Raw genomic sequence first — 24474 nt, 5'->3', positions numbered from 1 at the left:
GCCTGAGCCCGGCGCGCAATCGAAAACCGGGTCGCGCGCCGGGTCAGGCCTGGTGCTTACCCCTCGAAGCCGAGCGCGCGCAGCCGGGTGCGCAGGCGCCGCACCTCGTCGCCGAGGTCGACCACCAGCGCGGCCAGGTCTTCGTTGGCGTCGAAGTCGCGCTCGACGCGCAGCAGGCGGCGCGCACGCACCAGGTCGGCGCTGGCGAAGCGCCATTCGGTGACCTGCACGGCGACCGCGTTGCCGAGCGTGCCGGCGCGCACGTGGCGCACCACCCAGTCGGGCGCCACCTCGCAGGCGCGCGCCAGTTCTTCCAGGGTCAGGGCGACGTCCTCCAGAAGTACGCCGGTGATGAGGTTCTTGTTATCGGCCATCGTCTCAAGCTCCTATCTGTTCGCGCGGATTGAAGGCCATCTCGCGCGCCATTTGCTCGTACAGCGCGCGCGCCCGCTCGCTCGAGGCCGGCGGCAGCACCACGTCCAGGATCAGGTACAAGTCGCCCGGCTGCGCGACCGGGATGCCGCGTCCCTTGAGGCGCAGCTTGCGGCCGCTCTGCGATCCCGGCGGAATCGTCACTTCGACCGCGCCCGAGGGCGTCGGCACCGACACGCTGCCGCCCAGCGCCGCTTCCCACGGCGCGACCGGCACGTTTTCATACACGTGCGTGCCTTCGACGCGGAAGCGCGCATCCTCGTTCAGCTGGATTTCGAGGTACAGGTCGCCCGGACCGGCGCCGCCCATGCCCGGATGGCCCTGCCCCGCCAGGCGCAGCTGCTGGCCGGGCGTGACGCCTTTCGGAATCGTCACGCTGAGCGTCTTGTCCTGCATCACGGTGCGCCCTTGCGCATCCTGTTGCGGCACGCGCAGGCTGATCGTGCGCGACGCACCCTGGTAGGCATCGCGCAAATCGATCGCGATGGCGGCGTGGATGTCCTCGCCACGCATCTGGAAACCGGCGCCGCCCATGCCGCCGCCGAAACCCCGTGCGCCGCCACCGCTGCGGGCGCCGCGGCCGGCGTGGGCGAACAGGTCGGCGAAAAAATCGTTGGCGTCGGCGCCGCCGAAGTCGAACTGCGAGCCCCAGTCCGGCGGCGGCGTGAACTGCTCGCCGGCGCGGCGGCCGCGGCCCAGTTCGTCGTAGGCGGCGCGTTTCTCGGCGTCGCCCAGCACGTCGTAGGCTTCGTTGATTTCGGCGGTTTTTTCGGTGGCGTCCTTGTGCTTGCTGACGTCCGGGTGGTATTGCCGGACCAGCTTGCGGTATGCCTTCTTGATCTCGTCCTGGGTCGCCGTCTTGTCGACGCCGAGGACGGCGTAATAGTCTTTGTATTCCACGAGCTTGCTCCTGGATCGGTGAGTTGAGTGTTGCGCCCTATGTGGCGGTGCAGGGCTTGCTTTTCAACTATCAACCGAATTGTTGCTCAGGAAACGAAATATGGGGTTCGATGTTATTACGCATCAGAATCGACACGTATTTACGAATATCTCCGATTTATCCTTGTTTCAGCGCAAAACCCATTGCTGCTGTAACCAACATTCATTAGCATGGATTCACCGCAACAAACGGATTCACACATGCGATCGAAACGGGTTCTTATCGTGGAGCGCGACGATGCGGTCCGCCTCACGATCCAAGCCATGCTCGAGTCACAAGGGCATACGATCGTCGCGGTCCAGTGGCCCAACGCCGCGTTCGAACCATTGGCACAATGCGGATTCGACATCGTGTTCATCGGCCGGGGCTATTTCGAGCTCCACTCCAGTCAGGTGCTTGCCTGGGTGATCCGCGCGACTTACGCCAACACCGCCCTGGTCCTGGTGACCGGTCAGGACATGATCCTGGACGATGCCGAGCCGTTCGACGACATCCTGGCCAAGCCGTTTTCGATCGACCAGATACAAGGCACGATCGAACTTTTGACCTCGTCCCGCCACAACGGCTCACCCACGCTGGCACTGGTCGGGTGAGGCCGTGGCTGGACCCGCTCAGTGCGCCAAAATCTCCGCCAGCGCGCTGCGCAGTTGCTCGCATTCCTCGTCGGTGCCGATCGTGATGCGCAGGTAGTTCTCGATCTCGAGGGTGCTGAAATGGCGCACCAGGATCGCGCGCACGCGCAGGACCTGGGCCAGATCAAAGGCGCGCCGTTTGGGATGGCTGACGAACAGGAAGTTGGTGCTGGACGGCAGCACCGTGAAACCGAGCTCGCGCAATTGGCCGGCCAGGGTTTCGCGCGTGGCGATCAGCTGGGCGCGGCGCGCCTGGAAGTAGTCCTCGTCCTCGAGCGACGCCACGGCGCCCGCCACAGACAGGCGGCCGAGCGGATAGGAATTGAAGCTGTCCTTGACCCGCTCCAGGCCTTCCATCAGGTGGCGCTGGCCGAACGCGGCGCCGACGCGCAAACCCGCCAGCGCGCGCGACTTCGAAAACGTCTGCACCACCAGCAAATTCGGGTAGCGCGCCACCAGCTTGACGGCGGACTCGGCGCCGAAGTCGACATAGGCTTCGTCGATCAGCACCACGCGCTCCGGCTGGGCTTGCAGCACTTCCTCGATCTCGGCCAGAGACAGCGCGATACCGGTCGGCGCGTTCGGGTTGGCGATCACCACGCCGCCGCACGGCGACTTGTACCCGGCCGGATCGACGCGCATGGCGGCGTCGAGCGGCTGCAAGTCGGCCTCGATGCCGAACAGGCGGCAATACACTTTATAAAAGCTGTAGCTGATCGCCGGCATCAGGATAGGCTTATCCTGCTGGAAAAACGCGTGGAAGGCGTGCGCCAATACCTCGTCCGAGCCGTTGCCGACGAACACCTCGTCCGCGGCGACACCGTGATAGGCCGCCAGCGCTTGCGTCAGGCGCAGCGACTGCGGGTCCGGATACAAGCGCAGGCGCTCGTCGTTCTCCGCGGCGATGGCGGCGATGACCTTCGGCGAAGGCGGATACGGGTTTTCGTTGGTGTTGAGCTTGATCAGACGCTCGATGCGCGGCTGCTCGCCGGGCACGTAAGGCGTCAGTTCGCGGACGCGGGGACTCCAGAAGTTACTCATAAGCGGACAATGCGACGAAGACAAGTTGGACGGACCGAAGACTATAGCAGACGGCGGCACGACGCGCGCCCTGGGTCAACATCGCTACGGCCTTGACAATCAGGCAGTACAATCGCAGGTCTTCGAGCGCAACCCGAACCATCGATCTTCCATGACGTCCACCGTATCCGCAAGCCATTCGCAATCCCCGATCCGACTCGAAGTGGCGACCCTGTGGCGCCTGTCCTGGCCCATGCTGGTCGGCCAGCTGGCGACGGTCGGCATGGGCGTGGCGGACGTCGCGATGACCGGCCACGTCAGCGCGGCCGAGCTGGCCGCCGTGTCGCTCGGCACCTCGGTCTGGTCGATCATCCTGGTAACCGTGATGGGCGTCATGATGGCAGTCAATTCCGTGGTCTCGCACGAGATGGGCGCCGGCCGCTTCGACAAGATCTCGCATTCGGTGCGCGAATCGCTGTGGCTGGGCCTGGGCGTCGGCCTGGCCGGCTGCGTGGCGGCCAACCTATGCGCGCTGCTGTTCGACCACATTGGCCTGGACCCCGCGGTGGCCCAGCGCGCCAAGACCTTCCTGCACATCATCAGCCTGGGCATGCCGGCCTTCGCCTGCTACCGCGCGCTGTACGGCTACACGACCAGCATCAACCAGACCAAGCCGATCATGGTCATCGCCATCTGCGGCCTGCTGTACAACGTCGTCATGAACACCCTGTTCATCTTCGGCAGTTTCGGCTTGCCCAAGCTCGGTGCGCTCGGCTGCGCCGTCTCGACCGCGACCGGCATGTGGCTGATGCTGGGCGCGATGGTGCTGTGGATCCGCAAGGCGTCCGCGTATCGCCTCACGTATCCGTTCACGCACTGGGAAGGGCCGAACTGGGGCGAGATCGGCAGCATGCTCAAGCTCGGCCTGCCGATCGGCGTGACCCACTTCGCGGAAGTCAGCGCCTTCGGCATGGTCAGCCTGCTGGTCGCGCGCTTCGGCGTGGTGCAGGTGTCGGCGCACCAGATCGCCCTGAACTTCGTGTCGCTGGTGTTCATGGTGCCGCTCAGCTTCGGCATCGGTGCGCTGACCCGGGTCGGCCAGTCGATGGGCGAAGGCAATCCGGTCAAGGCGCGCTTCGTGGCCTGGGTCGGCACCGGCATGTGCATCGCATTCGGCCTGCTGTCGGCGATCTTCATCGCGATCTTCCGCTGGCACATCGCGGCGATGTATACCTCCGACGCGGCGGTGCAGGCGACCTGCGCGATGCTGCTGCTGTTCGCCGCCCTGTTCCAGCTGTCGGACTCGACCCAGGTGGCCGCCGCCTCCAGCATCCGGGGCTACAAGGTCACGCGCGCGCCGATGGTGATCCAGATGATCGCGTTCTGGGGCGTGGCCCTGCCGGTCGGCTGGATCCTCGGCCTGGCGCCGCGCTGGTTCCCATGGTCGCCGGCCCAGCCGATGGCGGCCACCGGCTTCTGGATCGGCCTGGTGCTGGGATTGACGGTGGCGGCGGTGCTGCTGGCCTGGACCCTGCATCGGCTCGCCTGCGCGCGCGTGCGCGAAAAATAAAAAAAATGCCGATGGACAAGTCCATCGGCAAACCCTGTGGAGAGAACTAAACAATCTTCGCCAGATACTGGCGACGAATCAATAATATATGAATTTGCCTGTCTATACATTACTGATAATCCATGTTTTGTAATCAATTGTAATTTCATACATACAAGTTTCGACGCCAGCCCCGAAGTGTATGTACAGCATTCCCCGAGGGACTCTGGTATCGTGCGCTAGTTGCATAAAATTAATTCCTTCCCTCGAGACCTTCCATGCGCCTTCTTATCAGTCTTCTGGCCGCCGCATTGGCAGCCGCGCCCGCTTGCGCGGATCAATTGACCCTGGACCGCATTCACGCCGACCCGGCGCTGACCGGCCCGGGCGTGCGCAACCTGGCCGTGTCGCCCGACGGCGAACGCGTCACTTTCCTGCGCGGCCGGCCGGACAACCAGTTCCAGCTCGACCTGTGGGAATACAATATGAAGGACAAGACCACGCATCGCCTGGTCGACTCCAAGCAGCTGGTCCCGAACGAAAACCTGTCGCTGGAAGAAAAGGCGCGGCGCGAACGCGCGCGTACCGCCAGCCTGTCCGGCATCCTGGGCTACAGCTGGTCGCCCGATGGCAAGCGCCTGCTGGTGCCGATCGCCGGCGACCTGTACCTCGTCGACGTCGCCCATCCGGATGCCGCGCGCAAGGTCGCGTCGGGCAACGTCGCCGATCCGAAGATTTCGCCCAAGGGCCGCTACGTCTCGTTCGTGCGCGACCAGAACCTGTTCGTGATCGATCTCACCAACGGCCAGGAACGCCAGCTGACCACGGACGGCAAAGGCACCGTGCACAACGGCGAAGCCGAGTTCGTGGCGCAGGAAGAGATGGACCAGCGCACCGGCTACTACTGGGCGCCGGACGATTCCACGATCGCCTACAAGCGCTATGACGAAGCGCCGGTGCCGGTGGCGCGCCGCTTCGAGATCTTCGCCGACCGCACCGACGTCATCGACCAGCGCTACCCGGCCGCCGGCGACAAGAACGTGCTGGTCGACTTGAAGATCGTCAACCCGGCCACCGGCGCGCAGAAAACCGTCGACCTCGGCCCGGAAAAGGACATCTACCTGGTGCGCGCCGACTGGAGCGCGGACGGCAGGACGCTGGTGTTCCAGCGCCAGTCGCGCGACCAGAAGCGCCTCGACCTGGTCGCCGTCGACGGCAACACCCTGGCCGAACGCACCTTGCTGACCGAGACCTCGCCGACCTGGGTCGCGCTGGGCGACGACCTGCGCTTCCTCAAGAAGCAGAACGCCTTCGTCTGGGCGTCCGAGCGCAGCGGCCGCAAGCACTTGTACCTGTTCGACATGAACGGCAAGCTGCTGCACCCGATCACGCGCGGCGAATGGGGCGTCGACAACGTGCTGGCCATCGATGAAGCCGCCGGCAAGATCTACATCGCTTCCAACAAGGATGCGGTCATCGACAAGCAGACCTACGTGCTGAACCTGGACGGCAGCAACGCCGACAAGCCGGTGCGCATCACCAAGCAGGACGGCTGGCACGACGACCGCTTCGCCGCCAACGGCAAGATCTTCGTCGACACCTTCTCGGACCCGAATACGCCGCCGCAAACCTCGATCCGCCGCGCCGACGGCAGCATGGTCGAGTGGGTCGAGCACAACGAACTCAACGCCAGCCACCCGTACGCCAAGTACATGGCGAACCACCTGCCGACCGAATTCGGCACGATCCAGGCGCACGACGGCCAGGCGCTGTACTACTCGATGATCAAGCCGGCCAACTTCAACCCGGCCAAGCGCTACCCGGTGTTCCTGTTCGTCTACGGCGGCCCGCACTCGCAGCAGGTCACGCGCGGCTGGGGCAACCTGTTCAAGCAGTACATGGCGCAGCAAGGCTTCGTGGTGTTCACGCTGGACAACCGCGGTTCCTCGCGCCGCGAGCGCGTGTTCACCGACGTCATCTACGGCAACCTGGGTGCGCATGAAGTCGAAGACCAGCTGACCGGCGTCGACTGGCTGGCCAAGCAGTCCTTCGTCGATCCGAAGCGCGTCGGCGTGTTCGGCTGGAGCTATGGCGGTTTCATGACGCTGCGCCTGCTGGAAGCGGGCTCGGACAAGCTGGCGATGGGCGTGTCGGTGGCCCCGGTGACCGATTGGGCGCTGTACGACACCCACTACACCGAACAGTTCGTCGGGGCGACGCCGCAGAGCAACCCGAAGGCCTACGAGCAGAGCGGCGTGCTGGCCCACCTGGACGGCTTGAAGTCGCCGCTGTTCCTGGTGCACGGCATGGCCGACGACAACGTGCTGTTCACCAACTCGACGCGCCTGATCGACGCGCTGGTCAACCGCGACGTGCAATTCCAGCTGATGACCTACCCGGGCGCCAAGCACGGCATTTCCTCGCGCGCGGGCCAGCGTCACGTGTACGGCATGATCGAGGCGTTCTTCAAGAAGAACCTGCATCCGGAACAGACCCAGTAAGACTGGTCTCTGCCAAATAAAAACAGCCGCGTGGTGCATGCACCCGCGGCTGTTTTTCATTTGGCGGCCGTCATGCCGCCATCACACGATCACGCGATTTACTTGGTCGCGTCGTGGATGGTCTGCTTGGCGTCGCCCAGCTTTTCCTGGGTCTTGCCTTCGACCTGGTTTTGCAGGCCTTTGACTTGCTGCTCCGAGCTGCCGACCAGCTTGCCGGCTTCTTCCTGAATCTAACGATTTTACCGACATACCGAACGTGTCAAGTAACCGAAATAGGACTTCGTCTCCAAGCAAGACTAGCTACTCTGCCGCGTTGTAAGAGGATTAATTGATACCCTTTTGTTGACACTGGGAGGATGTAAAGAAGGGTTCCCAACCGACCATCTGGCCACTTAGCGAAAGCGATGGCACCAGGGTTAGCGCTTCATCAAGATTGGGCAGCATCTAACTGCTGCCGGCTGCGCGTTACAGCCAGTGTTGATTACTATAGCAAAAATTCGCAAGTCATTGATTTTGTTCAGTTTTTCTCACGTTTTGATTGACTGTGATGTGGCCTCGATGTATCGTAACGCGGTAGAAAAAACGGCCGAGTTAAAAACTCGAATGGTCCTGATAGAACAACACGGGCAAGACTTATGCAATCTGCGGTATGTGAATTGGCATCGGCTCCGACTCCACGAGGCACCCTTAAGTCGTCTGGAGTTTCTTGCTAAATGCGTTACGAAATTAGCAAAGAGAGCATTACGTTTTTTCTCAACAACCCAAAACGTGAGGCCGAGTCTAATGTCAATTTTTCGACAGCAGAGATAAATCTTACCGAAGCAACGCTAGATTGCATCTGCGGTGCGATAACTCGACAAGCGCTTGGTCATCAACCAACGACACAACGCAACTACCTTAGCCATGTCTTGCGCCCTCTCCTGACATATTTTCGAACTGCAGGTACAACATTTCCACGTACCTCTAACGAGTGGCAGCTGTACTTACTGTGCTTTTTCCAGTACTACCTCATTGACACGAGCTGGTCGATGGCCTCGGTAACTACAAGGATGCGCTACTGGAGTACGCTCGTCAGTGGTGTTTTCGAGTTTTGGATGTTGGACGAACTGATTCCGTGCGATGTAAAAATCCCGTCTGCTCGGTTAAAGCGGATTCAAAGTGCGGCTGGTAGTGAGCGACTACTGGGTGAGCGTACTATGACCACTGCCCCCGTCGGCACTCCACCTCAAAAACTGTTGGCTAGTATCGAATTCGCGTCGCCTGCAGCGGAATACCTAGACACTATTGAACGCGCCTGTCGCGAGAAAGTGCGTGTGATTCAGCAGACGTGCCAGGCACATTGGGATGCTCTGATGAGTGACGGGAGGTCTGGCGCAGAGCTCAGGTCTACGGTCCATACAGATGAGTTTAAGGAGGCAGTACAGACCGGTGTACGTTCGCAACAACTTCGGGGCGGAAGTCCCACTCTCCTAGCAAGCAACGCTCACCCTCGCGGTCATGCGTGGGCACTGGCTGTTACTCAATCACTGCTTCTGAGCGGTGCCAACCAAGATTGCGTATCAATTCAGTCTCTTCTGGACTCCAAATTCTTTGCGCAAAGAACATTTGACAAGGGCGGTTTCGGAGCTCTCGCCCACCATACGGCGATGCCGTCACACGCATTCGACCAACTGACCGGGAAGGGCCAGTTCTACCGTTTTGCCGGCATTTTATCCTCGTTAGACGCTGCCGCCGCCTGCTGTTTATTGACAATCGAGCATCCAGAGTTCACTTCTGATGCACTTCAAAGCGCCAGACTACTGAACTCGAGAGGTAAATCGCACTTGCTCATCACTGACAACGCTCAGTCATCAATTCTGAGCTTAGATAAACCGCGAGCTGGTCGACGGAAATCCGTAGCTTTGACTCCGGTCGCCCAGCAACTCATGATGGACATTCTTGCCTGGACTGCCCCTGTGCGAAAAGTGCTTCGGCGCGCAGGCCACAAAGGCTGGCGCTACCTGTTCCTCGGCTGCGGCCAAGGTGGAAAATTAGGACCATTGGCACCCTCCGCGCGACACTTAAACAGCGATAGTGTAGGTCACAGTTTAATCCGTTTATACCCAGTTCTAGCTGAGCAAGGCTTAACTGAAGGAAGCTTCGACTACCGCCGCATCCGCACTACGATGGGCGTACTCCGCTGGTTTGAAAGCGGGTCAATTCAGGAGATGAGCCGGCGCCTCGGGAATACAACGCGTGTCGTTTTAGAGCATTACCTACCACCAGCCTTACTCCGCGCATGGAATACGCGAATCATCCGGCGTTTCCAAAACACGTTAATTGTTCTCGCAGCCCATGGCGCGGATTATTTGCTCGAGGTAACGGATTTCAAATCGGTCGCCGCCTTGCAGCATTTTATTGCGCAGTTGGTGCTGGAATATCCGGGAAACTCTACTCTATTGGCAAAAGAAGTTCAGACGCGACTTAATCTAAATGGCCAGCTGACAGACACCAGCTTAAAGCAGCCTATTGGTGACAGTGTTTTAAATATTAAATTATCATCAAAGGGTCTAAGTTACCTATATGCGTTTAGCGATTTTGTAGTGAAAAACTTAACGCCAGCGGAACTTGTCGTTGTGGACTCACAAACCAAACTCGCTCCTGTCCAGTTTGTGGACCTTGCGCGTCTAATCCGGCATGCATGTGAGAATGACGATATAGCAGCCAGTATGCGTGAGCTGCTCGACCTGGGTCGCTTACGTTTAATGCACGAGCGCGCCACAACTGAGCAGATAACCTTGGCAACAAAGTTTTCTCGCTTCACCCTTAGTAAAAAATGGCAGAGTTAAAATGTCTGACCTAGCATTGTTAATCGATAATCTACCAGCCCCCCTACTTCCTGAGGGTATTGGCGACAACGAGCGCAAGGTCATTTTACTAGCGATAGCTACCGCAAAACAGCTAGCCAGACCGTATTCAGGAGAATTTAAAGCGCCTTGGCTACTATCTGACTTTAATGCAGTAGAGTGGGCCACAACAAATCGTGGCCGTGAAGAGATGATAGAAGGAACTTGGCGTAACGTAGTTACGGTCAATTGGGCAATGCGTCTGCCGAACGGAAGCTACTTGACAGACAAAAAGTATTACAAGCTTCTCACTTTAACTAAGCGCATAGCCTTTCTTATTCGCTCCGGCCACATAAGCAATATTGTGGCACCAGTGATTTGGAAAGCAGTTGTCTCTGTTTTGCTGCAGCTAACACGTTGGTTAGTACTGCATGAATCCAAATTTTACCCAGAGCAATTCGGCTTCAAACTCGTCGACCAGTTTGCAATTGATTCATTACTTCGAGCGATAGCTGAGGGTGCTTGGGCAGAAGCTCAGCAGGTTCCACAGCGGCTCCTTGCATATTTCTACAAGAACAAATATAACGCCCCCTGCCCACAGTATCTCTTTGAATCGACCTATAGGCTTCCATCAACCATTCGGTCTGACATCACAGATTGGTTAACAACAAATGGGTATTACGGCAAGCCGAGACAGGGAGCATACATCAACAAGGCTTACTTGAAGCGAGAGCGATTAGCCGACAGCATAAGCGAGCCCGTGGAATCTATGCGAGGCAGCTTGAAGCTGAATGCGTTCTGTCGGCAGTTTGAGCCAGATTTACAGTTCGGCCCGCTTCTCGTAAATATCTTCCAACTGACAGAAAAGCCCAGCCACAAAACGAAGACAATTCAAGAGGTTGTTGACTCCAAAAGCTCTGAGAAGACGCTGCTTTCCGTGGCCAGTGGGCTCAGCACCATTCTTTCAGCCCATCGACACGACCCTGATTTGCTGCCGGAACCTTCACTAATTTCTGTTAAGAGTGCATTAAAAAACGCTGAACAGCTTACTCGTCAATCAACGCACCACAAATTCATCCCTATGGACATTGGATTAGCCTACTTTAACCAGGCCATGCGATTTGTTCATGTTTTTGGTGATGCTCTTGTAGAGTATTATATTGCAGTGGTTTCTGCTCAACGCAACAGTCAATGGAGCCTTCTTGCTCCTGCTGCGTTTGATGACGCATGCGCTAATTTAGGATGTCAATTTAAAGTTAACGATAACGGAACCGAAAACTCTATCAGCACTGTTCTGGGCATTAGGAAATTCACTAAATTCGTAATTGATGGCGATTTCCAGCAGTTGCGCAGCGAGCCGACCCTTGACGAGGCCTTGCGAGTTTTAGTTGGGGCATGCATCATTTGCATCGCCCTTATGAAACCGTCGCGGGAGAACGAACTTACGCATTTAAAACGCGACTGTTTGCGCTTGGATGCCAACGGCTACCTACTCCACTTTACGTTAGGAAAGAGCAACCAAGGCGAGGCCTACCAAGATGCTGATAGACCTATCCCGGTGATAACAGCAAAAGCGATTCAGCTGTTGCAGAAGGTTGGTGAAGGGTTAGTTGCATGTTTCGGCGATACCCGAAAAATTTCGGACAATCTCTTTTACCTTCCGAAGCGCGAAGGCAATGGAGCTCGTGTGGCTGACCCAAGTTTATTAAACGACCATCTTGATGTGTTCTGCGACTATGTGGGTCTTGCCCCGGACCATCTTGGCCGCCGGTGGTACGTGCGCATCCACGAAATGCGTAAGTGGTTTTTGCTTCTGCTGTTCTGGTCGGGAAAATATGATGTGCTCGACGCCGCACGTTGGATTGCCGGGCACACTGACGCTGCTCACGTCTATGCGTACATCGAGCGGGAGTTTCCAGGCGAGGAGTTGCCTAAACTGGAGGCAGAATATGCTATTGACCGCTTAAGAACCTTAGAGTCGGCAGACGGTAATCAATCTTCTGTTGAACCTGGACTCGATGCCCTCTATGAGGCAGTTCTCGACCACTTCCATGTACAGTCGCTATCACTGGTTCCAGAGTCAGAATGGACTGATTACGTTGTCGTCTTGAGAGAGACAGAAGGCTTCGTACTTGAGCCGCATTCCATTTACGCTGAAAACAGTGCAACGGAAGTCGTAGGTATCAACATATCGTTCGTCCTACGGGAAACTGTGCAATGAATAAACTGGGCGCTTACCAAAGGAAAGCTCAAAATATAGAAAATGTAAAGGCTCGACACGACCTACTTGTTACAGGTTTAAAGTCGCCAGAGAAAATTAGCCAATCCGTAGCGAAGACAATGGGGGGACAGCGTACGTTTTGCGCATTGACTCTTCATGGCTCCAAAATTAAACCACTATCTCTCAACACCTTGAAATCTTTGACCCGTGAACTGTACTCGCGGGATGGGGATAAGAAGGTCGATGGCTTCCACTATTTTGACGACTTGCGAACTAGCCTGAAAACACTTCTTGAAGGCACACAGCGAGGGCGGTCTGCTGAAGCAAAAGCTTCTCGGCAAAATGAGCATAAAGAAGAGTTGGAAGGCCGACTGCAGGCAGTCGAACGCCAGAACATCTTCCGCTCTAAGGCATACTTAGACCTTTTTGGAAAAGTCAACGCATTTATCAAAGTGGCCACTATCGACGACGCGACGCGATTGCGACTGTTTAATCTTCTCGAGGACCATCATATACTCTATGGTTCTTTGTTCGCTTCCCCCAGCGAAAATTCTGGCGGGGATAGCGCAGTTCTATTAGCGTGGCCACGCAATCGCGAGAAATAATGTCGTCGCAATTATTCAAATCAAGAGCGGTTGCCGTTCCATATTCTGTAATACCGATGCCGGATGGTCCGCATATCTCGAGCCAGCATATTAACTCGTATCCGTTTATGCATTGGCCCAATGGAAGTCCGTGCGACGCGCTCAACATGTATTTCTTGGACATTGCACACCTCACGACAGGCGACTCACTAAAAACCATTGCTAGCGAACTTAGTCACTTAGTACGTTATTGCTACAACAAAAAATTGTCGATAGCAAAAATCGCAGACGTTCATATCTTTGACTTCTCAGCTGAGCTTCAGAAAGAAAAATCTATCCGCCGCGAGATGCAACGAGCAAGAAATAATAATACGGTTCGTAAAATCCTTAGTCGCACCATCCGATTTCTCTTATGGTACCAAGAAAAATTTGTCCTAGCGACGGCCGCTCCGTTAATCGGAGTCGCCACCGTATCACCCAGCATTATCGTCGAACGAATTGAAAATCAAAAATACAAACGCCGACGTTCAGAATTTTATTATACGCATCGTGCAATGCCTTCCCCGGAGAGTGCGGACCCCAAAAGGCCAATTGCATTACCAGTAATTGAGGCGATTGAGCAATGCATCGATTCACTCAGCGTGTTGGATGCGCAATCGGAAAAGTTTCTGCGGCGCTACCGAAACCGCCCTAGTCTATTGATTGCGCATCTTGAGTACATTCGCAGCCGGCGGCATTTCATGGTGTGGCTCATGAAGCGAACAGGTCTGCGCCCCTCGGAAATGGTAGAGATGAGCCTTCGCGAACATTTGCACGTGCTGCAGTCGAAACGACTGCTTATTCCTACCAAAAAGCGTAGACGTGAGAACGCTCCGCTGCGAAACTTCCCTATTACTCTGAAGGACGCCGCCGTTTTTCAAAGGTATCTTACCTCCCGCACCAGATACTGCGCGGAGCTAGAGCGAAATGGGCAGTTAGTGGTGCCTTCGGATGCATTGTATCTTGGCCTCAGCGGGCGTCCCATTAAAAAGTCCTCCCTCGAACGCGACTTTGCGCGGCTGGTCGTGGCAGCAGGTTTCAGCGACATTCAGGCATGTCTGAGCATGTTTCGGCATAGGTTTATCACGTACGAGGTTATCGTCCACCTTAAAGAATTCATGGCTTCGTCTAAGAAGACGGCTCAACTCATGACCAAAACAGACTATGAGTCGATTCTTAAAAGAGTGGCGACCAAAACTGGCCATGGTTCAATTGAAAGTCTCTGGAATTACATTGACCTTGCATGGAAGGAAATTAACGTTTGGGGTGGTGTCGACGCAGCCATAGACCGATTGCATGCTGCAGACCGCCTATTCGACGACTTATTAAACCTTAAACGCGAGCTTGAGGTAACAAAAGCTCCCCCTGCCACAAAACGGTTCGTTGATGACATCGCGATTAAATTGGGAGCAATTATTGCTTCGGGCAAGGAGGATATTGAAATAGGTAAACTAACCGGTTAATGCGCGTTCGAGGGTGTATTAAGGCGCCATGGGTCGGACGCCCTATAGTCGTGCGCGCGTTGTTTTGCGCCACAATGATGTGGTTAGTAGAAGGCAAGCCTAGCTGCACAAAACGTTATCTGCTAGTGAAAGTCTCGGCTTCGCGTTGAAAGGTCGCCGAGTAAGTGCGTAAGGTCAACCAGCCTTTTGGCCACCAAATGCCGCACGTTGTGCTCACACTGCCATACACCGTAGACGCCGAGCAGTTGGGAGCCCAACACTTCCCGACGCTGGCTCTCGACCAAACTGGACCAGCAGATGACGTTGACCGTGCCTGCCTCATCTTCGATTGTGATGAACACGACGCCGTTAGCGGTTTCCGGCTTCTGCCGCACGGTTACGATGCCGCAGCCGCGTGCAAGCTGTCCGTTCGCGAACCCATAAAGCACATCTGATGGGATGAACCTCATTGCCGACAGGCGTTCACGCAGGAACGACAGTGGATGCCGCCCAAGCGTCAGACCAATGCTGCGGTAGTCTGCAGCGACATTCTCAGCCTCCGTCGGCGCATCGAGCGCCACGAATTCTTCGACAATCTCAGCCGGCCTCAGCAGCCCTTTTTCCGGAACGCTGGCGACTGCTTGCCACAGCGCCTGGCGGCGGTTGCCGGACAATGCAGCCAACGCGTTTGCGCCTGCCAACGCGTTGAGGTGCCCGGCGTTCAAGCTTGCCCGAGTAGCTAGGTCTCTCGCATCGCGAAAAGTCTCCACTAGGCGCGCTTCTTCAATCCTTAGTCCGGCTTCCTGTTCCATACCTTCAATGACATTGAGGCCAAGTCGCACGGCCGGTCGCTTGTTCTCGCGCGGCTCCAAGCTTGACTCCCAACCGCTGGCACAGACATCGACGGACAGTACCTCGACACCATGGCGCTTCGCGTCCTGAACGAGAGCGCTTGATGAGTAAAAGCCCATAGGCTGCGAATTGAGCAGCGCGCATAGGAAGGCTTCCGGTTCATGGCACTTGAGCCAGCTAGAGGCATACGCAAGAAGGGCAAAACTAGCAGCATGCGACTCTGGAAAGCCATACTCAGCAAAACCTCGTATCTGGCCAACGATTGAGGTAGCGAACTCCACGGTGTAGCCCCGCTGTGCCATGCCCGCCATGAGGTCATCCTCGAACTGTTCCAGACCTCCTTTTCTCTTCCAAGCCGCCATCGCGCGCCTCAGCGCGTCTGCCTTACTAGCTGAGAATCCCGCTGCGACCATGGCAATTTGCATGACCTGCTCCTGGAAGATGGGAATGCCAAGTGTCCGGCTGAGCACGGACTCAATCTGGGGGCCTGGATATGAGATGGGGTCGATTCCTTGGCGCCGGCGGAGGAACGGATGAATCATGCCGCCTTGAATAGGGCCAGGTCGGATGATTGCCACTTCGATGACCAGGTCGTAAAAGGTTCGTGGCTGTAGCCGCGGAAGCATGCTCATCTGAGCGCGGGATTCGATTTGAAAGACGCCTACGGTGTCTGCCTTGCAAATCATCTCGTACGTGGCCGGGTCCTCTGCAGGGACATCGGCAAGCTCGAAACGGGAACCCCGCTGGTCCGATACCAGCTCGAGCGTCCGTCGAATGCAGGACAGCATTCCGAGCGCCAGGATGTCGACCTTCAGCAGTCCAACCGCATCGATATCATCTTTGTCCCACTGGATGACTGAGCGTTCCGCCATCGACGCATTTTCGATGGGTACCAGGCGTGACAGCTTATTGTGCGAGATGACAAACCCACCCGGATGCTGGCTCAGGTGCCGAGGAAATCGCATCAGCGTTTCTGACAGGTGTGCCCACTTGTCTGCGACGCTAGACTCCGGGCCAAAGCCGCATGCAGCAAGACGTTCCTTTAGGCCGGCAGTGCCGCTCCAGCTGTGGCTAACCTTGGCGACCTTGTCGACAATCGATAGGTCTACTCCCAGCGCCTTGCCGACGTCGCGCACAACGCTCTTCGGCCGATACGAGATGACGACGCCAGTAAGCGCGGCGCGCAGGCGCCCATACTTAGCGTAGACGTACTGAATGACCTCTTCTCGCCTCTGATGTTCGAAGTCGATGTCGATGTCGGGCGGCTCGTTCCGCTCTTTAGATATGAATCGTTCGAACAGCAAGGTGCCTCGCGAGGGGTCGACTTCGGTGACGCCGAGACAAAAACAAACAGCGCTATTCGCTGCAGAGCCGCGTCCCTGACAGAGGATATGTTTCGAACGGGCGAACCGGACGATATCGTAGACAGTCAGGAAGTACGGTTCGTACTGCATCTCTGCGATGAGCTCAAGTTCGCGCTCAAGCAACTCAACGACGTTTGCGGGAACTCCGTTGGGATATCGCCAGTGAGCGCCAATGTAAGCTTCGCTTCGTAGGTAGCTAGTCGCTGTTTCGCCTTCGGGCACTAGCTCGTGCGGGTATTCGTAGTGGAGCTCGTCCAGCGAGAACGTACAAACCCTTGCTACGCGCGCAGCTTCCTCGAGGGCTTCGCGAGGATACAGGTTGGCCAAGCGAACGATAGAGCGAAGGTGCTGCTCGGCGTTTGGAAAGAGCCGGTAGCCGCAATCGGAAACTGGCAGTCCGTGGCGGATAGCGGTCATCACGTCTTGGACTGGCTTGTACGAGCGCACGTGCATGCAGACGTCACCTGTTGCGACTATCGGAAGTCCGTAGACTTCAGCGACTGCTCTCACCATCGCTTTGTGATTTTCATCCTTGGCGCGGTGATGCAGTGACAGCGCGATTCGCGCTCGTCCCGGTGCGCACTGCACGAGCCAAGCGGCTTGGCGTTCTACTTCCTCTAAGGGGGCGTTGTATCGCGGCGCCAGGATTACCTGGCAATCTGGCAGACCACGAAGATGCACGAGGTCTCCGACCGGCGCAGCTATGTCTCGCGGATGGATGAGATATGTGCCCTTCTCTGACCTCATGCGTGCTGTCGTGATGAGTTCACTGAGGTTGCCATACCCATTTTTTGTCATTGCCAAGATGATGAGCCAGAACGCTGGAGACCCATCTTCTGGAGTAACAACCATTTGGCTGCCGATGACTAGCGGTAACCCGAGCTCTTTGGCCCGAATGTGGGCCTTGACCACGCCGGCAAGCGAACATTCGTCAGTAAGCGCTAAGGCCGCGTAGCCTAACTCGTGCGCGCGCTCAACAAGATGCTCGGGCGACGAAGCCCCTTTAAGAAATGAGAAATGCGAGTAGGTTTGCAGCTCCGCATACTGCGGCAGTGTCGTCGCACTTGTCTGTTTGGCTGTCATGCGAACAGCCCATGCAGATACCAGCGGGCCTCAGCGGTACGCTCGAGATACACCCAGTAGCACGTGCCGTCAGCCGCTTGAGCGACGTAGTAATCCCGTAGTGCGAGTTCGTCGTTCCACCAGCCCGCTTCGAGCCGCTCTGGCCCGCTCATCATGCGTAGCTCACTACCGTAAAAAGGCCGCTCGTTCCGCATCACCAAAGCGATTGGCTTCTTTAGCATCCAGAACGGCCTTCCCTCCTGGATATCGGCACTATCTGCCTTTGGAAGCTTCGCCGTTGCTGCGGTCCAGCTATTGCACACTTCCGGCCGGTAGTCGTCAACGGCCGTTGGCACCATTACGTTGTCGGCGCCGACGCGTGCAGTGAGTAGTTCAAGCAGACGTCGGAAATCTGCAGGCGTACCGCCCGGCTCAGGGAACAAAGTTGCGTTAGCGGGCAGCATCGGCTCAGCGTCGTTGGCTTCCAACCGGACCGCGATGACTGGGGCTTTGAGCTCGGTTTTCGCTAGACGCTCTTTCAGTAGCCGGACGAGATGCTCGTCGCGCCAGGCAGGTTCAGCTAGCGCGACCTCCAACAACGTTGGCGCGACCGCGGCCCGTCCGCGCTCGTGTTCAAGAGCGAGCGTAAAGCGGCGCACCGCGAGCTGGCGCGAAGTCAGCCAACCTATCAGCTGAAGCAGGAGACCTTTCGCGCCGTCGAGCAATGCATCGGCATGCTCAACCCTCTCGAACGTCTCGATGCGCGCCGAAAACACATCGGGAGTTTGAATCCACTTATGTAGCTCGGGCGTCAAACCATATGCGCAGTCCAAGTCGTGAACAAGGTCTTTGCTGGTACGCCGTATCAGGCCTGCCCTAGGCAGTCGGCGGAGAGCGCCTAGTGACCGCGCTCCGATGCCATCGAACCATGCGTGATGCTGGCGAGTTGACGGCAGTAGTTCTACCTGTAGGCGATTGAGAAAGCGCTCCGTCGTATCGTTTGATAGCGCACGCCTTCGCAGAACAACCTGCTTTACCCGCTGCTGTCGCGCAAAGAGCCAAGCAGCTTTAGCAGTCGGCGCCGCGCCGAGCTGAGCATTGAATCCCAGTGTCGACACGCTTTTTATAACTCGATGGCAGATTTCAACAGGTCCGTTGAAAAGGCGAAGGCTCGCGGTGACATCCAGCAAAACACTTTCCGCGTCTAGAAACGTCACCTCCGGCGTGTACTGCATTAGAGCCATCGCCACAGCATCCAATCTCTGCTGCTCCAGGTCCAGCTTGCGCTCAAGCTGGATGGTTGAAGGTGCAACAGCAGCTGCTCCGGCTGCCCGCATACCAACATGAACGCCTGCCTGCGCTGCCTCGAGTGACCGTGAGCATACGACACCGTCATGGACGACGACGTACGCCCCAGGCTCAGACCAACGCGGCCGCAACGCTTCGAGCGGTAGTAACGGCAGGTACACGCACAACATTAGTTTCATGTTCAGTGTCCAGGTGCTTGCGGCCAGCCGGCAGGCCTTCCAGAGGTACGAAAATAGGAGCGTCGCAGTGCGGGCCGCGTCGTTTGACGATGTCCACGCTGACCCCGCCAATCGCCGGCCTCAAAGCAAGTCTGAGTGGCGAGGGCGACGCATCAGAACAATGTGTCAGCGGCCGAATTAGCCAGAACCACGTGTCTGCCCCTTGCGCCACTAAGTTCAGGCGCCGCAGGGCTTCAGGCCGGATATCTCGCTGCCACAGCACGACCGCGCCGCATGAGCCATTCTTCAAAATCTGCTCTGTCGACCACAGCGCATCGGCTGAGGTCTCTGGCCGAACCCAGAAAATGTTTTTCTCATTGAACTGCCACTCCCGTAGTGCCATCGCCTGAGGTAAATACGGTGGCTGCACGAGCGCTATCCGCCTATCTGCGGAAAGGCGTTTAAGCGTTGGCCTAAGTAACTGGATTTCGCCGATGCCGGCTTGCTGCACTAGGAGTTCTACCAACGACGACCGAGGCCATCCGCGATTTGGTAGCTCACTGTCCAGGTCTTCATCGCCTGTCGAGCATGTTGTAGCTCTCGACACTGCCAGTTCACTTGCGCGCCACACGTTGCGCATGGCATCGTGAAGAGCGTCGTGTGCTAAGTCGGTTACGGCAAGTGAGTGAGTTAGCATGGCGTCCTTGTCACAATATCACTGTATATCCGTACAGTATATTCTTGAGATGGACAAATGCGCAAGTTCTATCAGTTGACGTGCGTCAACATCGGTGGGTCATTGAAGGAGTTACCCGATAAGCTTGTTGATATCGGCGTCGAGTGAAACTAGACGCTTACACAACGGGACTAGCTGAACACATGGGTCAAGATTCGGACAAAAATTGGCACGTTCCCGACTGCCGGCCGGGGCGCCAAGTGAAGATTGCCCGATAGCAATACAAGTGCGCTCGCACCCGCAAGGGCGTTCAGGTAGCACGACCACGTGCCTAAGCGCGATTTATGTCACTGGCCGTCACGACGAGTTGCCGCATTACAGGATAATGGGCGCCAAGGCATGAGCCCAGATGGAAACGGCGACGAGGCCATTCGGTATGCTCAAGACTCAAAGGGCTTAAACGCACCACTGACGACCGTTGCTGTGTTCTGCGAGAGCGTTCTGCTCGACTGCGGATTCTCGGATGAGGCATCCGCGCTCGAAGCGGTTGAGGCGAAGTAGGCGACGTCCAATTTTGCTTACTTTACGTCCGGCGCTTTAAACACCGTATCCAGCGGGCTCTGAACTGAAGTTGATTCGCTGCGAACAACGTTATTCCACCAACGACATCGCATTAATGATTTTGTCCGTCTCGCCATACGCACTGACAAAATAACGGTAGTCTTTGGGAGAAATAAATGACAGATTTTCCGAGCGCCCTGCAATTCGGCCGTGGGTAGAGTAAGAATACTGCGCAACGCTTTTAGCGACATGCCGGAGTTTTTTCATTTTTGTCTCCGACGTAATGGGGTCACGATACTTCATCAGGTCCACTTCCCGCGCGCAATCATGAATCAACCCCAGTCGATACATGTGTTCGAGAGCCGGAGTCATCAACATCACCTCATTTAATCGCTTTGCTTGGCGCAACAATTCACGGCACTTCTTCTGCTCAATAATAAAGTAACCAAACGGGATATATTGCATTTCGTGATAGGCAAAATTTTCGTCAAGCTTGATATTTCCCTCCTTACGGTCAAGCCCGTCAAGCATTGCTTTCATTAGCGGATGCGGTCCCCTTGCGAGCACTTCGAGTCCTAACTGTCTCGCACGAGCCAAGTCCCGAACCTCCGGTGACGCTGAAAGGAGCCAAGCAAGCCGGCTAACCATTTCGATATCGTCTAGCCTCAGCTGCAGAGCCTTTTCCACCATTGCGGCGGCCTGTCGTAGGGCTGCACCTTTGTCCTCCCCTCGGCGTTTGTGGCGGTACCATGATGCAAAGTTTCGCCACGCTGAAGCTACCGCTATGTACAAGTAGGCATCCTGCAACTGTTCAGCCCTGGCCGAAAGCCAGTTTATGTCCTCAAGCATTTGGGCGGCTCCGGTTGTGCGTGTTTCGTCGCCTTGCATCTGAGCGAAATAACCGAGGGCCTCACCAAAGGCGCGCTGCGCGTAGTCGCGGACCGACTCAAGGTCATCCTTTGCGGGCCGCAAGGGCCGTTGCAAGACATTTGTGCGGTCACCGACAGCAATGGGCACGGAATCGCCGTCGCTCCCGGCGTAAGGTAAAGTTCTCATCGTTCTTGCTCTCTCTCACGCTATTTACTGACTTAAATTTGCATCTGCCTCAAGCAAATCGACATAAGTTCATTTTTTGGAAATTAGTTTCGTGTCACGTCCTTGGAGCTCAATCGTCTTTGCTCCGTCCATCGAGATTTTAAGTATGTTACACAGACGCTGTTTCTCAGCCGCGTCCGTGTGATATTGATACAGATGGTTCACCCCGAGCGCCTGAAGAATTCCAAACGCATAATGGTTATCCTTCAGTTCTTTCGCCAACTTGTCGATTTCTTCGAGCGGCATATGGCCTGGACGTACGAGACGGGTACCCATGTCAATTAAACGGTATGCAACTGTGGGGTTGCTTCGCACTAACGCGGCAACATCTTCTCTCAACTTGTCCGTCGCGACAAAGTAGGCCGATGCACTTACGACACTGGTACCCAGCCATCCTAGGATATTGAACGACGTCTTGCGCGCCAGCTGCGACCGGCCCTCCAGCGAAAGGCTCTTATCATCCTTCAAAACGACATTTCCGATGTAAGAGACAAAGGCCTCCATATCTTCATCAATTGCCTCTAGCAGGAGCCCCAGCGCACGTAGCGGTCCATCGAAAACCTCACGCAATAGTTCGGCTTTGAACGGCTTTTCCAAGGAGCCATAGTAATTTTTGAGAATTTGCCCCAATATTTCTGCAGTTTTGAAGAGAAGTGTGAACTTTGCAACAAAAGCCAATTCACCGTTTTCGTCAGGACAAGCATCAGGCACCTCATCCTCAGATTTATCAATCTCGTCGTTCAGGCCGCGGAGTTCCTCTTGGTTCTTGTCGACGCTGGAAGCCTTTAATACAAGCTGCGACGCATTGGTCACCAACTTATTAACCGCGCCAGTGTCACCATTCAGCTCCATCGGCTTCTTCTCGTGGAAGCAACTCTTCATCACCTCCGCAATTTTCTTGATGACCCACGGATTACTGTCGTGGTGAGTTAGGAGCAAGACTGCATTTGCATTACTGCGGACGTACAGCTTCGAACACGCCTCAACGACCCAGGCCTCGACCTTAGGGTCGGTATAAATCTTCATTGACAGGTATTTCCCCACAAAGAAGAAATACACGTAGGGATAGGCGAAACTATAGCAATCGCCCCGTTTGCTGAGCACCCTCGCTTCCACCAGTAAGCGCAAACGAGCCTGCAGCTCCACGGAAGTAAATGTGGCAGAAAACTCATTGTTGAAGACCCGGAAATATTCGATGTCGAGTTCTCGGAGTTCCTTACTTTGCATAAACCAAGCAAGGTGCGAAAGGTAATTGTAATGTTCGTCAATTTCCTGCGGTTTGACCCCCACTTGTCCCAAGCTGCGAGTGATAAGGAACTGATAATAATGACTAAAACCACTGTTCTGAATTTCTCCCTGTTGGTGCTGGTCGCAGCTCTGCAACAAGATTAGAAGATAAATAGGCAGCTGCGGTACGAGATTCCGGCCAATTACCGAATTGACGATATTTTCAGCATGGTCAACACGCCTGTCCAGTTCAGCCAACGATGTAAGCTGGCTCATCCCACACCACTTTTTGATGAGGCGGTGACGAAGCTTCAACCCAAACCTAAGAATTTCGAATTTTGGGAACCGACCAAATGCCTCGCTCGCTGTATGGGAGGCCAAGGCCGTGGCTTCGAAAGCCTTATCGGCAGTCATGACAATACTGCCGTAGTGCTGTTCGGCATATTCCAGAAACACGGGTATCGCAGCGACACCAGACTTGAAATGGTCGATGTCGTCCACCAAAAGGACGCGCTTGTTTTTCGGCAATCCGTCTAATGAACGGGGAGAAGTGTATTGCTTTTCAATTGAGCGAGCAAGTCGGGCGCCGACATCGTCGGCGCGACGTACATTGCTCATATCAGTCGCCCTAACATAAACGGGAGCGAAGCCGGCATTCATTAACTGCTTAGCATAAACGTGCAGCAGCGTCGTTTTGCCGGCACGTTCCTCACCCAACAGCAGAAATTTTCCGCTTTCATGTACTTGGTTCAGCAAGCGCTCAGAAGAGAAGTTCAGTACCTTCCCTGCTTCATCGTTACCCCAATCCTTTAAGTCCGGGTAAACGAAAATATCATCAATCAGAACATTCTGCTTGTCAGCATGCGTGAAATAACCACCAGGGTTATCCAAATCTGCCAGCCATTCGGAACGAAACTCGATGAGGGCGCTGTTCTTATCGCTTGCCGAAGGGAGGTCGCGAATCTCGGTAGCGTTGACCTCTGTGATTTCATTGGACTTTATTACAAGACGAGTGATAGCGACGTTGTGGTTGTCTGTGTCGAACTGGTAAATTGCGTACTGTGGCTCCAGGCCAGATTCATGTGGCTGAAGGGCGCCTGCCTCAAAGTACAACGAGTTCCCAGACAATGTATCATCGACCGTGCCAGAATTGCTGACATGCTCATGGCCATTTAGCACCGCCGTCGCATGACGCCGGAGTAACGTTTTCATCTCGTGGTAGGAACGTTGTTGGTGCCAGTGGTAAGGCTGGTGGAGCATTACCAAACGCAAATCGGACGGCGCAGATAACTGTCCCTCATATAGCCGTACTGGGAATAACAGATTCCCTGGGGTTTCTGGAAGACGTGACATCCAAGCCGCGTTTACTGCGGAAACACGAATTTTTTCTCCTAGAACGTCCAGCTCGTACTCTGACCACTGCGGCTCATCGAATAAAGGACTAGGAAAGCCAATAGCTTCGCGGAAGGCGAAAAATTCTTTCTGCACCGCCACGCACTGAGAAATTATTTGCGTCTTCTCAGCGAGCTCCGGCTTCTGGACCATCTGCTGTATCACGATTTCGCGAATCTCGTCAACCGGCTTCAGCGCGCAATCGTGGTTACCAGGAACCAAAATAACATACACGGGACGCCCCGTTTCGCTCGAAATTTCTCGCTTTATTTCATCGAAAAAATAACGTGCAACCTGATATTCTAGCGAATTGCCCGAAAAGGCAATGTCGCCAGTTACGGCGATAAGGCAAGCATCTGCGCTGCGTGCAGCCGAAAACGCCGAAGCCGCGATTGCAGAAGCTCGTTCGAGGACCGGGTTTCCGGTAGTGTGAAAATGAATATCACTAAGATGAAGGACACAAAGTTTCATACTTTTTTAATATTTTCTAAGTTTCTTAACTAAGACATGCGATATCAGCCGAACAGGCAACTTCCGGTACTTCATCTATTTTGAATCGCACCTCTGAAGGCCCCTATCGGATGCGGGAATTCC

Annotated in this window: 15 protein-coding genes; 7 read left to right on the top strand and 8 right to left on the bottom strand. The window is 55.8% G+C overall.

Going from position 1 to position 24474, the window contains the following annotated elements:
• Positions 1-56 precede the first annotated feature (56 nt).
• Positions 57-374 (bottom strand): chaperone modulator CbpM, encoded by a 318-nt coding sequence (locus FA90_RS01325; RefSeq protein WP_036165099.1) that lies wholly within the window; start codon positions 372-374, stop codon positions 57-59.
• Positions 375-378: 4 nt separating this feature from the next.
• Positions 379-1332, bottom strand: a complete 954-nt coding sequence (locus FA90_RS01320; protein WP_036165096.1) for a DnaJ C-terminal domain-containing protein — start codon at positions 1330-1332, stop codon at positions 379-381.
• Between the two features lie 240 nt (positions 1333-1572).
• Between FA90_RS01320 and FA90_RS01315 the strand changes: the two genes are divergently transcribed.
• Entirely contained in the window at positions 1573-1965 is a 393-nt protein-coding gene (locus tag FA90_RS01315; protein WP_156116542.1) for a hypothetical protein, read from the top strand.
• Between the two features lie 18 nt (positions 1966-1983).
• On the opposite strand, the gene hisC is transcribed toward FA90_RS01315, so the two are convergent.
• Positions 1984-3045 (bottom strand): histidinol-phosphate transaminase, encoded by a 1062-nt coding sequence (gene hisC, locus FA90_RS01310; protein ID WP_036165090.1) that lies wholly within the window; start codon positions 3043-3045, stop codon positions 1984-1986.
• Between the two features lie 151 nt (positions 3046-3196).
• On the opposite strand from hisC, the gene FA90_RS01305 reads away from it, so the two are divergent.
• The 6 genes from FA90_RS01305 to FA90_RS25395 all read left to right on the top strand — a co-directional run bounded on the left by FA90_RS01305 (position 3197) and on the right by FA90_RS25395 (position 14206).
• A complete protein-coding gene (locus FA90_RS01305; protein WP_051971306.1) occupies positions 3197-4594 on the top strand; it encodes an MATE family efflux transporter in 1398 nt (465 codons plus the stop codon).
• A gap of 257 nt (positions 4595-4851) precedes the next feature.
• Complete coding sequence (locus FA90_RS01300) at positions 4852-7074, top strand: S9 family peptidase (protein ID WP_036165087.1); 2223 nt, start codon at positions 4852-4854, stop codon at positions 7072-7074.
• Between the two features lie 713 nt (positions 7075-7787).
• Positions 7788-9902 carry a hypothetical protein gene (locus FA90_RS26115; RefSeq protein WP_156116541.1) on the top strand — a complete coding sequence of 705 codons (2115 nt, stop codon included), beginning with the start codon at positions 7788-7790 and terminating at the stop codon, positions 9900-9902.
• A gap of 1 nt (position 9903) precedes the next feature.
• Complete coding sequence (locus FA90_RS26110; protein ID WP_156116540.1) at positions 9904-12120, top strand: hypothetical protein; 2217 nt, start codon at positions 9904-9906, stop codon at positions 12118-12120.
• The gene (locus FA90_RS26105) at positions 12117-12725 is read left to right on the top strand and encodes a hypothetical protein (RefSeq protein WP_156116539.1); all 609 of its coding nucleotides are present in this window, start codon (positions 12117-12119) and stop codon (positions 12723-12725) included. The genes FA90_RS26110 and FA90_RS26105 overlap by 4 nt, the downstream gene beginning before the upstream one ends.
• 146 nt (positions 12726-12871) lie before the next feature.
• A complete protein-coding gene (locus FA90_RS25395) occupies positions 12872-14206 on the top strand; it encodes a tyrosine-type recombinase/integrase (protein WP_197065224.1) in 1335 nt (444 codons plus the stop codon).
• A 122-nt stretch (positions 14207-14328) separates the two neighbouring features.
• Here FA90_RS25395 and FA90_RS01285 read toward each other — a convergent pair whose 3' ends face one another.
• The 5 genes from FA90_RS01285 to FA90_RS01270 form a co-directional block, all read right to left on the bottom strand.
• Positions 14329-17484 (bottom strand): error-prone DNA polymerase, encoded by a 3156-nt coding sequence (locus FA90_RS01285; RefSeq protein ID WP_036165078.1) that lies wholly within the window; start codon positions 17482-17484, stop codon positions 14329-14331.
• A complete protein-coding gene (locus tag FA90_RS01280) occupies positions 17481-18950 on the bottom strand; it encodes a DNA polymerase Y family protein (protein WP_036173589.1) in 1470 nt (489 codons plus the stop codon). The genes FA90_RS01285 and FA90_RS01280 overlap by 4 nt, the downstream gene beginning before the upstream one ends.
• Positions 18883-19569: a translesion DNA synthesis-associated protein ImuA gene (gene imuA, locus FA90_RS25390; RefSeq protein ID WP_239700475.1), complete on the bottom strand. Its 687-nt coding sequence runs from the start codon at positions 19567-19569 to the stop codon at positions 18883-18885. The genes FA90_RS01280 and imuA overlap by 68 nt, the downstream gene beginning before the upstream one ends.
• Before the next feature lie 687 nt (positions 19570-20256).
• A complete protein-coding gene (locus FA90_RS01275) occupies positions 20257-21222 on the bottom strand; it encodes a hypothetical protein (protein ID WP_036165075.1) in 966 nt (321 codons plus the stop codon).
• 69 nt (positions 21223-21291) lie between these two features.
• Positions 21292-24351 carry a metallophosphoesterase gene (locus FA90_RS01270; RefSeq protein WP_081933563.1) on the bottom strand — a complete coding sequence of 1020 codons (3060 nt, stop codon included), beginning with the start codon at positions 24349-24351 and terminating at the stop codon, positions 21292-21294.
• Positions 24352-24474 lie beyond the last annotated feature (123 nt).

The organism is Massilia sp. 9096 (assembly GCF_000745265.1).
Taxonomy (GTDB): Bacteria; Pseudomonadota; Gammaproteobacteria; order Burkholderiales; family Burkholderiaceae_D; genus Telluria.
Note: the sequence above shows the minus strand (reverse complement) of the source record. Positions and strands in the feature narration are given on the sequence as shown.